At 60.2% G+C, this 13985-nt stretch carries 14 protein-coding genes; 5 read left to right on the forward strand and 9 right to left on the reverse strand.

Annotated features, from left to right (window positions below):
• Window positions 1–105: 105 nt before the first annotated feature.
• Window positions 106–408: a hypothetical protein gene (locus Q0677_RS03815; protein ID WP_298906014.1), complete on the forward strand. Its 303-nt coding sequence runs from the start codon at window positions 106–108 to the stop codon at window positions 406–408.
• Between the two features lie 72 nt (window positions 409–480).
• Here Q0677_RS03815 and ilvN read toward each other — a convergent pair whose 3' ends face one another.
• From ilvN to Q0677_RS03845, 6 genes are all read right to left on the reverse strand, one after another.
• Window positions 481–1041 carry an acetolactate synthase small subunit gene (ilvN, locus tag Q0677_RS03820; RefSeq protein ID WP_133488740.1) on the reverse strand — a complete coding sequence of 187 codons (561 nt, stop codon included), beginning with the start codon at window positions 1039–1041 and terminating at the stop codon, window positions 481–483.
• A 13-nt stretch (window positions 1042–1054) separates the two neighbouring features.
• Window positions 1055–2809: an acetolactate synthase 3 large subunit gene (locus tag Q0677_RS03825; protein ID WP_298906018.1), complete on the reverse strand. Its 1755-nt coding sequence runs from the start codon at window positions 2807–2809 to the stop codon at window positions 1055–1057.
• 393 nt (window positions 2810–3202) lie between these two features.
• Window positions 3203–4060, reverse strand: coding sequence for an arginyltransferase (locus tag Q0677_RS03830; protein WP_298906021.1), 858 nt, complete (start codon window positions 4058–4060; stop codon window positions 3203–3205).
• Window positions 4061–4170: 110 nt separating this feature from the next.
• Window positions 4171–4656 (reverse strand): RDD family protein, encoded by a 486-nt coding sequence (locus tag Q0677_RS03835; protein WP_298906024.1) that lies wholly within the window; start codon window positions 4654–4656, stop codon window positions 4171–4173.
• Window positions 4657–4739: 83 nt separating this feature from the next.
• Window positions 4740–5261: a DUF2852 domain-containing protein gene (locus Q0677_RS03840; protein WP_282064713.1), complete on the reverse strand. Its 522-nt coding sequence runs from the start codon at window positions 5259–5261 to the stop codon at window positions 4740–4742.
• A 186-nt stretch (window positions 5262–5447) separates the two neighbouring features.
• A complete protein-coding gene (locus Q0677_RS03845; protein WP_298906027.1) occupies window positions 5448–5978 on the reverse strand; it encodes a cytochrome b/b6 domain-containing protein in 531 nt (176 codons plus the stop codon).
• Window positions 5979–6111: 133 nt separating this feature from the next.
• Between Q0677_RS03845 and Q0677_RS03850 the strand changes: the two genes are divergently transcribed.
• Window positions 6112–6591, forward strand: a complete 480-nt coding sequence (locus Q0677_RS03850; protein WP_298906030.1) for a MarR family winged helix-turn-helix transcriptional regulator — start codon at window positions 6112–6114, stop codon at window positions 6589–6591.
• Window positions 6592–6594: 3 nt separating this feature from the next.
• On the opposite strand, the gene Q0677_RS03855 is transcribed toward Q0677_RS03850, so the two are convergent.
• Entirely contained in the window at window positions 6595–7062 is a 468-nt protein-coding gene (locus Q0677_RS03855) for a YbaK/EbsC family protein (RefSeq protein ID WP_298906033.1), read from the reverse strand.
• A 108-nt stretch (window positions 7063–7170) separates the two neighbouring features.
• On the opposite strand from Q0677_RS03855, the gene Q0677_RS03860 reads away from it, so the two are divergent.
• From Q0677_RS03860 to Q0677_RS03870, 3 genes are all read left to right on the forward strand, one after another.
• Window positions 7171–9966, forward strand: a complete 2796-nt coding sequence (locus Q0677_RS03860) for a glutamine-synthetase adenylyltransferase (RefSeq protein ID WP_298906038.1) — start codon at window positions 7171–7173, stop codon at window positions 9964–9966.
• Window positions 9967–9984: 18 nt separating this feature from the next.
• Window positions 9985–10257, forward strand: coding sequence for a hypothetical protein (locus tag Q0677_RS03865; RefSeq protein WP_298906040.1), 273 nt, complete (start codon window positions 9985–9987; stop codon window positions 10255–10257).
• 61 nt (window positions 10258–10318) lie between these two features.
• Complete coding sequence (locus Q0677_RS03870; RefSeq protein WP_298906043.1) at window positions 10319–11281, forward strand: hypothetical protein; 963 nt, start codon at window positions 10319–10321, stop codon at window positions 11279–11281.
• 70 nt (window positions 11282–11351) lie between these two features.
• On the opposite strand, the gene Q0677_RS03875 is transcribed toward Q0677_RS03870, so the two are convergent.
• Both Q0677_RS03875 and Q0677_RS03880 read right to left on the reverse strand, forming a co-directional pair.
• The gene (locus Q0677_RS03875) at window positions 11352–12626 is read right to left on the reverse strand and encodes a uracil-xanthine permease family protein (RefSeq protein WP_298906045.1); all 1275 of its coding nucleotides are present in this window, start codon (window positions 12624–12626) and stop codon (window positions 11352–11354) included.
• A 79-nt stretch (window positions 12627–12705) separates the two neighbouring features.
• On the reverse strand, window positions 12706–13929 hold the full coding sequence (locus Q0677_RS03880; protein ID WP_298907480.1) for an MFS transporter: 1224 nt from the start codon (window positions 13927–13929) through the stop codon (window positions 12706–12708).
• Window positions 13930–13985 lie beyond the last annotated feature (56 nt).

Genomic DNA, 13985 nt, shown 5'->3' on the forward strand with positions numbered 1-13985 from the left:
GAGGTGATCAATGTCATAAAACTGAGACATCTTAACAATATTGGATACGATAGCCAATATTCCGAGACGCCGAAAACAGCTCGGCAGGCAGGTGTGGATTAACAAGTGAAAGTGGGATCAATGCTGGGTTTGGCGCTGTGGTATGACGATGCGAACGGAAATGGGCTGATCTGGTGTGAAGATCAGGGCGCGCTGGCGTGTATTCGCCCGCAATACACCGTTCTGGATGGCATTGACACGCTGGAACAGGGGCAGCTGATCCGTTGCAAGGTCGCCAAGCGCGAGACGCATCGTACGGTCGTCATCGTCTCGGGTGTCGAGGGCAGCATCCCGCCGGAAGATCTGCGTGACATCCTTGCTGAGCAAAAGAAAAGCGCGGGGCGCCCATCCTTGCGTGTGGTGGCCTAGGCCTTCCGAGACCCCAACAAAAAACGCCCGGTCGCAACTGCAACCGGGCGTCTGTTTTTTCTAAGCGCTGGTTTATACGCCGCGGGGCAGGGCGGCGACACCCGTACGGGCGACTTCGCACAGGCCCAGCGGGCGCATCAGTTCGGCAAAAGCGTCGATCTTCTCGGTCGTGCCGGTGATCTCGAACACGAAGCTGTCCAGCGTGCTGTCTACGACATTGGCGCGGAAGATGTCCGCCAGACGCAACGCCTCGACGCGCTTGTCGCCCGCACCTTCGACTTTCAGCAGCGCCAGTTCACGCTCGACCGCCGGGCCTTCGACCGTCAGGTCATGCACTTCGTGCACAGGGACGATACGGCCCAGCTGTGCCTTGATCTGTTCGATCACGGCGGGCGTGCCGGTGGTCACGATGGTGATGCGCGACAGGTGACCTTCGTGATCAACCTCGGCCACGGTCAGGCTTTCGATGTTATAGCCACGGCCCGAGAACAGACCGATCACGCGTGCCAGAACACCCGCTTCGTTGTCCACCACGCAGGCCAGCGTGTGGCGTTCGATGATGTCCGAGTTCGGGTCGCGTAGGTCATAGGCCGACTTGCGGGAAGAGCCTTTTTTGATTTTTAGTGCAGACATTTAGAGGCCCTCCTTAAACCAGTGTTGCGCCAGCGGCACCGATGACGCCCTGCGTCTCGGCTTCGCCCATCAGCATGTCATTGTGCGGTGCGCCCGATGGGATCATCGGGAAGCAGTTGGCGTGTTTCTCGACCAGAACGTCCAGAATGAACGGGCCGTCATAGTCCAGCATTTCCTGAATGGCATCGTCCAGCTCGGCCGGGTCAGATACCTGACGGCCTTTACAGCCGAATGCCTCGGCCAGCTTCACGAAGTCCGGCAGGCTTTCCGACCAGCTGTGCGAATAGCGCTCGCCGTGCAGCAGTTCTTGCCACTGGCGCACCATGCCCAGACGTTCGTTGTTCAGGATGAACTGCTTGATCGGCGCGCGGAACTGAACCGCGGTGCCCATTTCCTGCATGTTCATCAGCCACGAGGCATCGCCCGCCACGTTGATGACGCAGGCGTCCGGATGTGCGATCTGCGCGCCCAGCGAGGCCGGCAGGCCATAACCCATCGTGCCCAGACCACCCGAGGTCAGCCAGCGGTTCGGATCCTCGAAGCCCATGAACTGCGCAGCCCACATCTGGTGCTGGCCCACTTCAGTGGCCACATAGCGGTCCTTGTCCTTGGTCAGCGCCTCAAGACGTTCCAGCGCGTATTGCGGTTGGATGACGTTGTCGGTGTTGCGATAGGACAGGCAGCGGCGTTCTTTCCATTCGGCAATCTGCTGGGTCCATTTGGCCAGACCGTCCTTGTTGGTCTTGCGTCCGCGCGCCTTCCAGACCTTCAACAGGTCTTCCAGAACGTGGCCCACATCGCCAACGATCGGCAGGTCCACGTGCACCACCTTGTTGATCGAACTGGGATCAATGTCGATATGCGCCTTTTTCGAGTTCGGGCTGAATGCGTCAAGGCGGCCAGTGATCCGGTCGTCGAAACGTGCGCCAACGCAGATCATCAGGTCACAGTCATGCATGGCCATGTTGGCTTCATACAGGCCGTGCATCCCCAGCATGCCCAGCCACTGTTCGCCCGACGCCGGGTAGGCGCCCAGCCCCATCAGGGTCGAGGTGATCGGGAAGCCGGTTGCGTCCACCAGCTCACGCAGAAGCTGGCTTGCCGCAGGGCCCGAATTGATTACGCCACCACCGGTATAGAAGATCGGGCGTTCGGCGGTTTCCATCAGTTCGGCCAGCTCGGTGATTGCGTCGATGTCACCACGCATCTGCGGCTGATAGTGGCCCGTTTCGGTCTTGGCGGGCGGCGTGTAGTCGCCGGTGGCGAACTGTACGTCCTTCGGAATGTCGATCAGCGTCGGACCCGGACGGCCCGAGGTCGCCACATGGAACGCCTGATGGATGGTTTCCGACAGCTTGTCAGTCTCTTTCACCAGCCAGTTATGCTTGGTGCAGGGGCGGGTGATGCCCACAGTGTCGGCTTCCTGGAACCCATCGGTGCCGATCATGAAGGTCGGAACCTGGCCGGTCAGAACAACCAGCGGGATCGAGTCCAGCAGCGCATCGGTCAGGCCGGTCACGGCGTTCGTCGCGCCGGGGCCGGAGGTTACCAGAACAACGCCGGGCTTGCCGGTCGCGCGGGCGTACCCCTCGGCGGCGTGCACAGCGCCCTGTTCGTGGCGGACAAGGATGTGACGAATGTCATTCTGCTGAAAAATTTCGTCATAAATCGGTAGGACAGCGCCCCCGGGATAGCCAAAGACTGTGTCCACACCCTGATCCTTCAGGGCTTGAACTACCATTTTCGCTCCGGTCATCTGACGTGTCATCTTCTTCTCCGTTCCACGTGCGCTTCTCACAAAAAAGCCCCCGATTTTCTCGGGGGCGCATGGGGTTCCAATATGGTTCCGTTACCGGCCCATGCGCCAATTTCCAACAAGTACTAGGACGCTGCGCATTGCAGTATTTCCCGTGTTCTTGCCCAAGGGGATCCTTGAAGGCTTCTTCAATATGTGCGCGGGACATTATGAGGGGTGGAGGGGGGCGTCAACAGCGAAAGCGCGTAGAAAATGTCGCGGAGGTGAATTTTTTGTAATTTTCGGTCTTGTTGGGGTGGGTTGGGCGCAATTTATGGAAATTTGGGCCGTGTGCGCACGACATTCCGCCATTTTTACCGCAGGAAACTGTGCAGATGCAGCAAATCACAAAGCTTTGGCACCCAATCAGGCGTCGCGATGCACTTTGCTGGCGGTGTCCGGCAGGGTGATGCTGGCGACCTGTTCAGCGATGGGATCGGTGGACAGGGGGTGCAGCTCGGCCGAGTAATCCTCGTCCGTGATCAGCGGGGTCCAATGGTTGTCGCGGTAGATTTCGATGGACGAGAACGTGGCCTTGTAATCCATCTTCGGGCTGCCCGGCACCCAATAGCCCAGATAAACGTAGGGCAGGCCCGCCTCGCGTGCGATGTCGATATGATCGAGGATCATATAGGTGCCAAGGGATTTGCGATGCCAGTCGGGATCGTAGAAGGAATAGACCATCGACAACCCGTCTTCCAGAACATCGGTCAGACAGACCGCGCGCAAGGGGCCGGTGGCGTCGTCGCCCGGATGCTGATCCGGGCCGCGCTCGGCATATTCAATCACGCGGCTTTTGATCGGGGTTTCCTCGATCATCGCGGCGAACTCGAACACATCCATATCCGCCATACCACCTTCGGCGTGGCGCGTGTCCAGATAGCGGCGGAACAGCTCGTACTGGTCTTCGCTGGCCCATGGGGCCCGCGCGCGGCGTTCAAGGATCGCGTTGCGCTTGGCGGTGCGGCGCTGGCTTTTACTGGGTTTGAAGTCGGCCACCCGGATGCGCGCGGACAGGCAGGCCGAGCATTCGGCGCAGGACGGACGGTAGAGGACGTTTTGCGACCGACGGAACCCTTGCTTAGACAGGGTGTCGTTCAGTGTCTCCGCATGCTCACCCTGAAGGGCCGTGAACAGCTTGCGCTCCATGCGCCCATCCAGATAGGGGCATTCCTGCGGAGCAGTCACATAGAACTGAGGGGCAAGCGGAAGTGTGTGGCGCATGGTCTCTCGTCATCATGTCAAATCGGAACGAGCCTAACGCGACCATGCGGTTGCGGGCAAGCCCCCGTTAACTGTCAGGGTAAACGGGGGCTTTGTTTGCTTAATTTGGCTTAGCGACGCTCGGCGGCGCGGTTAATGGCGGCGGTGCCCAGAACCATGTCGCCAAGACCCTGACCGCGCGCGGTGGTGAACATCATCACGATCGAGATCGTCTGCAGCACGAAGGTCGACATCGACAGGTAATAGCCCAGCGTGTGCAGGGCGGCGGTCTGGCGATCAAAGCGCTGTCCGTCATGACGGCGCAGCTCGATCGCGGTTAGGCGCATGCCAAGGGTCGCGGATTTGTTGGTCAGGGCGGTGGTGCGATAGACAAAGCCAACCGCCAGATACACCAGACCCCACAGGAAAAAGCCGATGCCGAAGGTCAGCAGCCCGATGACAAAGCAGATGGCAACGATCAGAGCCACGTCGATGACCCACGCCAGCAGGCGCTTTAGCGTCACGTCCTGATAGAACTCGGCCTGCGTGTCCGGGTCCGGCAAGCCCCAAAGGCCTGCGCCGTTGGAATTGCTGCGAGGATCATAAGAATGGGTCATGTCGGTAGGTGCATCTTTCTTGGGTCATGCAGAACCCGGCCCCTAAGGATAAGGGCCGGGGGGAAGGCGAACTCTTGCCTGTTTTACTTCTTTTTGCGCTTGGGTTCATCCAGGATTTCGACATCCTCGGCCACGTCCTCGACGTCTTCGTCGATGTCATGTTCGTCGATATGCGAATTGCGAGCAGCCTCGGCGCGTTCTTCCATGAACTGGTCGAATTCGGACTTGTCCTTCGCGGCGCGCAGACGCTCAAGGAAGGCTTCAAAGGCTTCCTGCTCGCTCATCAGGCGGCGCAGCGTGTCGGCCTTGTAGGCGTCAAACGCGGTGTTGCCCGAGCTTGCGAACCCGTGGCGGTGCGACATGTGACGGTCCTGCCAAGTCTGACTGTCGTGGTGACGGCGGTGGGAACAGGATTTCGAAAACATGCGTTTGCTCCAGATCATATATGCAAGAAGGGCAAGGCCGACGGGCCAAAAAAGGATGAAGCTGACGACCATGGTGGCGATCCAAGCGCCTTTACCACGTGCGTCCAGCCACGCCTCGGCGCGAGAGAACCAGCCACGGGGGGTGGTTTCGTAGTGGGTCGTGTGGGCGGCGGTGTTCATTAGGGTCTCCATCGTGCTGACTATGAGTTGAATGTGAATGCCTTTCACATGACTAAGATGTGGGAGTTTCGGGGGTGGGTTCAAGGATAAATGTGAAAGTATTTTACATTATTTTATTAGGGTACTGAATACAAACGAAAAAAGCCGCCATCTCTGGCGGCTTTTCGTGGGGTCTTTGGGGGGTGTTTAGCTGCGCGAGCCAAACCACATACGGCTGATAAGCCCGTCTTTCAGCTTGAATTGGTGATACGCCCAACCCGCGATATGCGCCAGAATGGTCAGGGCCAGAAGCTTCGAGATAACGCCATGCGCCGTGCGTGGGGCAAGGTCGTCAAAGCTCTCGGGCAGGGGCGTGTCTGCGCCGAAGAACACGATGTCGGGCAGGCCGGCGCCGATCGAGATGCCGATGCCGCTGGCGACCATCAGGAAGATCAGGATGTAGAGCACCCAATGCGCCGCCGTGCCCGCGAGGTTCAGGATTCCGCTTCCGGTATCGGCTTTCGGCGGAGGCGTGCTGCGCAGGCGGGTGACAAGCCGCACGATCATCAGAACGCCGACGATGATGCCAATCGACATATGGCCACGCAGGCTGAACATTTTGTCCGGGTGATCATTGGGCAGGGCCGCAAGCACATTCGAGCCCATGACCAAGGCGATGATAATCATCAGGGCAACAAGCCAGTGGATGGCGACAAGGAGGGGGTGATAGCGTTTCATGGCTTTTCTCATTCGCTGGATAGTGATGTTACGATACTTGCAATTGCAAATATAGCAAGCAGAAATTTGCAATTGCAAATGTTGTCACCTATGTTATGGCCAAATGCCGCGATAAATCTGCCGAGATGTGACCATGAACAAACCAGACTCTGTGCACCCAACCCTATGCGATCAAGCGCATCAGACGCGTACGACCAGCGCAGGGTGGATGTTGCAGCGGTTGGCCTGCATGACGGAAACCCGGATGCAGGCGCGGCTGAAGGCCCACGGGTTGAAGATGGACCACTTCATCGTGCTGATGGCGCTGACTGAAAAGGAAGGCGCAAGCCAGACCGACATCGGCGAGGGGCTGCGGATCGCGGGCTACACAGTCTCGCGTGCTCTGGATGCGTTGGAGGCGCGGGGATTGGTCGCGCGCAAACAGGATGAACAGTCTAAGCGCACGCATCGTGTGTATCTGACAGACGAGGGCCGGGCGCTGATGCCCTCGATCTTTGGCATCATCGGTGAGCAGAACACAGAGATGCTGGATCAGCTCTCGCTCGATGATCAGCGTGAGTTCCTACGTCTGCTGACGCTTCTGACCCAAGCCGCCGGATCGGGCTGCGGCTGACGCTCAGGTGAAATCGCCCGGCTGCGCGCCGCAGATACGGATCAGATCAGTGGGTGCGGCGGGGAACACGTGCCGCGGTGTGCCTGCTGCGGCCCAAACCTCGTCAAATTCCAACAGACGTGCGTCATAGAAGGCGCGGACCGGATTGGTCAGCCCAACCGGGGACACGCCGCCGATAGCAAATCCGGTCTCGGCGCGGATCAGTTTCGCATCCGCCTTGCCCAAAGGCTCGCCCGCCAAAGCCGACGCCTTCGCAGCATCCACCTGATTGCCGCCAGCGGTCAGAAACAGCACCACATGGCCCGAGGTCTCGCCACGAAAGATGATCGATTTGGCAATCTGGTCGATCTCGCAACCGCAGGCGCGGGCAGCATCTGCAGCGGTCCGGGTGCCGTCGGACATCTCGACCACGTCCGTGGCGATGCCCGCGTCTTCCAGCGCGGTTTTGACCCGTTTCAGGCTTTTGGACATGGTGGCTCCTATCGTCGGCGTTTCGCCTGACCCTATCCAGTCAAGTCTAATGGTCGCAAGCTGCTTTCCCATGTTGACCCGCCCCGCCGCCCGGCGCAATTTGCGCATATGAGCCAGAATACCTTCGCCGCCCGCATCACCCGCACCCCCATCGCTTACGAGGCCGAGCCTGCCGCCGACATTGATGCGCTTTTCGCAGATCTAACGCCTGAGCTGCGCGGGGTGCTATCGGGGACGGCAGGCTGTTCGCCCTATCTTAAAGGGCTGATGGAAAAACAGGCCGACTGGCTGCGTGAGGCGCTGAGCATCGCGCCGGAAGACGCGATCACGGCCGCCATGCAAGAGATGAACCGCGACAGCGACAGCGCCTTGCGCAAATCGCTGCGGATCGCCAAGCAACGCATCGCGCTTCTGACCGGGCTGGCTGATCTGGCCGGGGTCTATCAGCTAGAACAGGTCACCGGCGCGCTGACCGATCTGGCGGATTTTGCCACCCACACGGCGATGACCTTTCAAGTGGGCAACGAAATCCGGCGCGGCAAACTGCCGGGGATGACCGAGGACGATGTCGAGACCGCAGGCGGCATGGTTGCGCTGGCGATGGGGAAGATGGGCGCACACGAGCTGAACTACAGCTCGGACGTGGACCTGATCATGCTGTTTGACGACAGCCGGTTCGAGGGCGACGATTTCCACGAGGCCCGCGCCAGCCATGTGCGCGCCACCCGCAAGATGAGCACCATGCTGTCTGAACTGACCGAAGACGGCTATGTCTTTCGCACCGATCTGCGCCTGCGCCCGGATCCGTCGGTCACGCCGGTCTGTGTCTCGATGGAAGCGGCGGAACGCTATTACGAAAGCCTTGGCCGCACATGGGAACGTGCGGCCCACATCAAGGCGCGCCCGTGTGGTGGCGATATCGCAGCGGGCGAGGCCTATCTGACCCGCCTACGCCCCTTCATCTGGCGTAAGCATCTGGATTTCGCCGCCATTCAAGACGCCCATGACATGCGCCTGCGCATTCGCGAACATAAGGGCCTGCATGGGGACATTACGCTGCCCGGCCATGATATGAAGCTGGGGCGTGGCGGCATTCGCGAGATCGAGTTCTTCACCCAGACCCGCCAGATCATTGCGGGCGGGCGCGACGAAGGTCTGCGGATGCGGGGCACGGTGCCTGGGCTGGCGGCCTTGGCCGCGAAGGACTGGATCCCCACGGATGTGGCTGAAATCCTGACCCGCCACTATCGCTTCCACCGCGAGGTCGAGCACCGCGTGCAGATGTTCCGCGACGCGCAGACCCACAACCTGCCCAAAACCGAGGACGAGTTCGACCGCCTGGCCCGGATGATGGGCGAAGGCGATACCGACGCGCTGAAGACCCGCATTCATGATGCGTTGGCCGAGGTGCACGAGGTCACAGAAGGCTTCTTTGCACCGGATGGGTCCACCGCCGACACTCGTGAATTGTCTGAAAGCGAGGCCGAGATTGTGGCGCGTTGGGAAACCTATCCCTGCCTGCGTTCGGCCCGCGCGGTCGAGATTTTCAACCGTCTGAAGCCCGATTTGCTGGCGCGTCTGGCGGACGCACCGCGTCCCCATGATGCGCTGATCCAGTTTGATGGCTTCCTGAAGCGATTGCCGGCAGGCGTGCAGCTCTTCTCGCTGTTCGAGGCGAACCCGACACTTGTCGATCTGATCGTCGACATCGCCGCCACGGCGCCCGCACTCGCCGCCTATCTGGGCCACAACGCGCAGGTGTTGGACGCGGTGATCGGCGGCGGGTTTTTCGAGCCGTGGCCCGGCGGCGACGCGCTTGAGGCAGAACTGACCGCGCGGCTGGCGAAGGCGCCCGACTATGAGGCGAAACTGGATGGCACGCGGCGCTGGATGAAGGAATGGCATTTCCGCATTGGCGTGCACTTCCTGCGCGGTCTGATCCATGCGCGCGAGGCTGGGGCGCAATATACCGACTTGGCGGACGCGGTGATCCGCGGGCTTTGGCCCGTGGTGGTCGACAATTTCGCCCTGAAGCACGGCACGCCTCCGGGGGCTGGGGCCGCGATCATCGGTATGGGATCTTTGGGGGCGCGGTCGCTGTCTGCGACCTCGGATCTGGATCTGATCATTATCTATGACCCGCAGGGCGAGGATATGTCGGATGGGCGCCGTCCCTTGGCAACCCGACCTTACTATGCGCGGCTGACACAGGCCTTCCTGACGGCGCTGTCTGCCCCAATGGCGGAAGGGCGGCTGTACGAGGTCGACATGCGCCTGCGTCCATCTGGGCGGCAGGGGGCGGTCGCGACCTCGATCGAAAGCTTCAAAGCCTATCAGCGGGATGAGGCGTGGACGTGGGAGCATCTTGCCTTGACCCGCGCGCGGGTGGTGACAGGGCCTGAGGGGTTGACCAATGACTACAACGCCGCGCGGGCCGAGGTTCTCGCCTTTGACCGTGACCCCGCCAAGGTGATCCATGACGTGATCGAGATGCGCAATCGCATCGCGGACGCCAAGCAATCGGGCGGGGCGTTGGATGCCAAGTTGGGTGAAGGCCACCTGCAAGATGTTGAGCTTGTCGCTCAGGCCGCAGCCCTTCTGTCCGCCGACACGCCCCGCGAACCGGACCGCCAGATCGCGCAAGGTGTCGCCATTGGGTGGTTTTCTGACGCGCAAGGGCGCGATATGGCCCAATCTCACGACCTAATGTGGCGCTTGCAGGCCGCGTCCAAACTGCTGTCAGACGGTCCTTTGGACCTTGAAGCTTTGGGGCAGGGCGGTCAGGATCTGCTACTACGCGAGACCGGGGCGGAAAGTGAGGCTGCCCTGATCAAGGATCTAGAGGAGAAGGCGCGGGCCGCAGCCCTTGCCATTGACGAGGTGCTGACAAACCCACCAGGGTGATGCACGCCGGAGGGAAGTATGACTGATCTTATGACAGCAATCGATCCGCGGGGCCTGATCCGTGACAGCTATGTGATCGAAGGGATCACGCCCGGCGAATGCCGCTCGATCTTTCTGGATTGGGCATTGTTTGACGATCACGAGATGACGCAGGAAAAACGCATCGAAGCCTTGCTGGATCACTATGGGGAGGCAGAGCCTGACCATCCCATGACGCATGTGTTGCGCGATGCCTTGGTGAAAGCCGATACGCCCAAGCGGCGCGGGGGACGTGCGGGGCGCGTCGGGTAAGCAGGCAAATCCATGCGGCGTTATCAGTTTGGTAATGCTCATCTGAGATGCTGCATGCATTATGTTACGCAGAAATGCTTTACTTGTTTCTTTCTTTTGCTGTCTTTGGGGCACCGAAGCGCAGGCGAAGGACACGCGGATCTGCAATGACGTCTCGGTGCTGCAAAAAGCGAATGCGCAGGTGCAGGCAGAAGGTCAGCTAGCAGATCCTGGAGCCACACAGGGCGTGATCACGTCCCTTTCACAACGGCTGAAACGGGTTCGTGCCTATAACTTACCGGCAGGGGTGACCAGCAAATCGGATGCGCTGGGTAAGGTCTCGACCGCGTTGGATCAGGCCGTTGCACGTCCCGATGCGGAGGCATTGTTCCATGCCAACCTGTTGTCACTCCGCACTGATCTCGAGCTGATCACGGTCATTTTTGGATGCGATTACATTGTCTCGACCGGGGGTGGACCTGACACCAAACCGCTTGCGATCCGGCATATTCCCACTGCCGGTCAAGAGGAAGAAGGCGGTGTCGGCACCGCCAGAAATCCGATTGTGTTGAGCGGCGGTTCGCTGGGCCTTCTCGCTGTCGTGGCAGCAATCTTGGCCCGGCTTGGGTTTCGCGGTCGCGCCAAGCGGGCGGTTTGCAATACACCTGTGTTGGTCAGCATCGAGAAGGGATGCACGAAGACACGGATCGTCGACATCAATCGGAACGGCATGAAGATCGAAGCCGCCCCGATCCATATGCAGGATGATTGTGTAGATCTCTATTTCTGCGGTCATCGTCGCCGTGGAAAGATCAGATGGAAGAACGAGTATTTTGCAGGGATCCTGTTTCAAAAACGCATTCCACAGGCTGCGGTGACTGATGTGGTCGAGAAAAGCCAATCCTCTATGGAAAACAGCGGTTTAGAGAGGAATGCACCGCCCTGCTATCACGATGATTGTCAACATGGCTGCAGCAAGCATTGCGCCAGCGCGATGTCCGAGCGTATGGAGAAAGAGCAAGACCTGCCCGTTCAGGCGCAATAGCGTCAGCGCCGATCTTGTGTCCAAAGAAAAACGCGCCCGTTTCCGGGCGCGCTGTATTTCAGAAAGCGGTTTACGCTTCGATGTGTTCTGCTTCCTTAGGCAGGATCAGGTTCAGGATCACGCCGGCAACACCGGCAAGGCCGATACCGGCCAAGGTAAAGCCGCCGCCGAATGGGATCGACAGACCCCCGATGCCGATCACCAGAACGGTCGAGACGATCACCATGTTGCGGCTATTGGTCAGTGCATCCGCACCAATCCGCGCCAGTACGGTCAGGCCCACCACCGTGACCATGCCGAACATCAGGACCATGATGCCGCCCATGACGGGCATCGGAATCGTACCCAACGCGCCCGAGACTTTGCCCACGAAAGCCAGTCCAATCGCGAAGATCGCAGCCCAGGTCATCACGGCCGGGTTGAATGCGCGGGTCAGGGTGACGGCGCCGGTGACCTCGGAATAGGTGGTGTTGGGGGGGCCGCCGACCAGACCGGCGAACACGGTGGCCAGACCGTCACCCAGCATGGTGTTCTGGATGCCCGGCTCTTTCAGGTAATCCTTCTTGGTGACCGAGCTGATGGCCATGACGTCTCCGAAATGCTCAATTGCAGGTGCAATGGCGACGGGCAGGATGAATAGAATGGCAGCCATGTTGAACTCGGGCGCGACGAAGCCGGGAACGGCGAACCACGCCGCGTCTTGGAAGCTTTGGAAGCTCACAAGGCTTTCACCGGTGATGGCGCCCAGGATCAGCGCGGCAAGGTAGCCTGCGATGACGCCGAAGATGATCGGAACCACCTTCACCATGCCGCGACCGCGGATTGCGATCAGCATGGTGGTTCCCAGCGAGACGGCGGCCAAGATCAGTGCATAGGGTTTCGGCATGATCTGCGTGTCACCTGCAAGCCCCGTTGCCATGTTGATGGCCACTGGTGCCAGCGCCAGACCGATCACCATAATCACCGGGCCAACTACGACGGGCGGCAGATAGCGGTGCAGCCAGTCCGAGCCCCAGATGCGGATGGCAAAGCTGATCACCACATAGAACAGGCCCGCGGCGGCAAGCCCGCCCAAGGTGGACGGAAGGCCCCAAGTCTGTACGCCGTAAATGATCGGGGCGATGAAAGCGAAGCTGGAGGCCAGAAACACCGGCACTTTGCCACGTGTGACGATCTGGAAGATCAGCGTGCCGACGCCTGCGGTGAACAGCGCCACGCTGGGATCCAGCCCCGTCAGCAGGGGCACCAGCACAAGCGCCCCGAAGGCGACGAACAACATTTGTGCCCCCACAAGTGCCTGTCCGGGCCCGAATTTATAGTCGGTCTGAGTGATGTCGCGACTCATTTCCATGTCCCTTATTCAGAATTTTCCGCTGTTTACCGATTCCCAGCGGAAGCGACAGCCGAAAAAGGGACTGGAGGGATCAGGCGTCCTCGGCTGGACGCATCATTAGCCAGATGAGCGAGGCACCGGCCAGCGCAAGGAAGGGGACCATGGCGATGTTCACCGCGCTCCAGCCTTCGACGGCGGACCCGCCCGAGCAGTTCATCAACCCGCCCGAGGCCAGCGAAGCCACGGTCACGCAGCCAAACACGATCATGTCGTTCATGCCTTGCACGCGGCCGCGCTCTTCAGGTGCATGGGCGCCTGCCAGCATGGATGTCGCGCCGATGAAGCCAAAGTTCCAGCCAACGCCCAGAAGGATCAGCGCGATGAAGAAGTTCTCCAACTCGACCCCTTGCAGGGCGACGAGGCCCGCTAGGCCCAGAATGGCCAGCCCGGTCGCGATGACGATGCGCGTGCCGAAGCGGGCAATCAGGTGGCCGGTGAAGAAGCTGGGGACGAACATGGCCAGCACGTGGGCGGTGACGATGTTGCCCGCCATGTCGGTCTCGAACCCGCAGCCCACAACCGCCAGCGGGGTCGAGGTCATGACCAGGTTCATCAGCGCGTAAGACACCATTCCGCAAATGATTGCTACAGCAATCACCGGGTCGCGCAGAAGCTCCATCCGGGTACGGCCCTTGGGCGCGTCTGCGTGCGGTTTTTCAGGCTTGGGGATGTCCAGCCCTAGAAACAGAAGCGATCCCAGAAGGTTGATCGCGATGATTGTCAGATAGGCCCCAAGGAAAGGCACGACCATCGCGTCATTGGTCAGGTTGAACAGCTGCGGCCCGATGATAGCCGAGGCCAGACCGCCCGCCATCACATAGGAAATCGCCTTGGGCCGGAACGCAGCCGAGGCGGTGTCGGTGGCCGCAAAACGATAGAAGCCCTGTGCAGACTGATAAAGCCCCATAAAGAACGAGCCGATCAGGAAAATTGTGAAGTCGGACTGCATCAAGCCATAGGCACTGATCGCCGCACCAATTGTGCCGCCCAGCGTGCCCAGCCAGAACCCTACGCGGCGCCCGAAGGTTTGCATGACCCACGCGACGGGGTTGGCAAAGATCATTGATCCGCCCACCATCAGGGAAATTGGTAGGGTCGCCCAGCAGGGGTTCGACGCCAGCGATTGCCCCGCCAGACCCGCCATGGTGAAGATCATCGGCATCTGCGCGCCAAGAATGGCCTGCGCAAGCACAAGGATGGTCACATTGCGCTTGGCGCGGGCGTCGTCGGCTGGGGTAAGGGTCGCATCGGTCATGCGCATATGCGTATCCATGCATACGGGATTTGACCAGAGCGAAATTGTACCCTTTT

It is taken from the genome of uncultured Aliiroseovarius sp., from assembly GCF_947492455.1.
In the GTDB taxonomy this organism is placed as follows: Bacteria; Pseudomonadota; Alphaproteobacteria; order Rhodobacterales; family Rhodobacteraceae; genus Aliiroseovarius.

Bases quoted from the DNA above. Each gene is read 5' to 3' on its own strand.
- ilvN (WP_133488740.1), bottom strand. From the start codon at position 1,041: ATGTCTGCACTAAAAATCAAAAAAGGCTCTTCCCGCAAGTCGGCCTAT.
- Q0677_RS03825 (WP_298906018.1), bottom strand. From the start codon at position 2,809: ATGACACGTCAGATGACCGGAGCGAAAATGGTAGTTCAAGCCCTGAAG.
- Q0677_RS03830 (WP_298906021.1), bottom strand. From the start codon at position 4,060: ATGCGCCACACACTTCCGCTTGCCCCTCAGTTCTATGTGACTGCTCCG.
- Q0677_RS03835 (WP_298906024.1), bottom strand. From the start codon at position 4,656: ATGACCCATTCTTATGATCCTCGCAGCAATTCCAACGGCGCAGGCCTT.
- Q0677_RS03840 (WP_282064713.1), bottom strand. From the start codon at position 5,261: ATGAACACCGCCGCCCACACGACCCACTACGAAACCACCCCCCGTGGC.
- Q0677_RS03845 (WP_298906027.1), bottom strand. From the start codon at position 5,978: ATGAAACGCTATCACCCCCTCCTTGTCGCCATCCACTGGCTTGTTGCC.
- Q0677_RS03850 (WP_298906030.1), top strand. From the start codon at position 6,112: ATGAACAAACCAGACTCTGTGCACCCAACCCTATGCGATCAAGCGCAT.
- Q0677_RS03855 (WP_298906033.1), bottom strand. From the start codon at position 7,062: ATGTCCAAAAGCCTGAAACGGGTCAAAACCGCGCTGGAAGACGCGGGC.
- Q0677_RS03860 (WP_298906038.1), top strand. From the start codon at position 7,171: ATGAGCCAGAATACCTTCGCCGCCCGCATCACCCGCACCCCCATCGCT.
- Q0677_RS03865 (WP_298906040.1), top strand. From the start codon at position 9,985: ATGACTGATCTTATGACAGCAATCGATCCGCGGGGCCTGATCCGTGAC.
- Q0677_RS03870 (WP_298906043.1), top strand. From the start codon at position 10,319: ATGTTACGCAGAAATGCTTTACTTGTTTCTTTCTTTTGCTGTCTTTGG.
- Q0677_RS03875 (WP_298906045.1), bottom strand. From the start codon at position 12,626: ATGAGTCGCGACATCACTCAGACCGACTATAAATTCGGGCCCGGACAG.
- Q0677_RS03880 (WP_298907480.1), bottom strand. From the start codon at position 13,929: ATGACCGATGCGACCCTTACCCCAGCCGACGACGCCCGCGCCAAGCGC.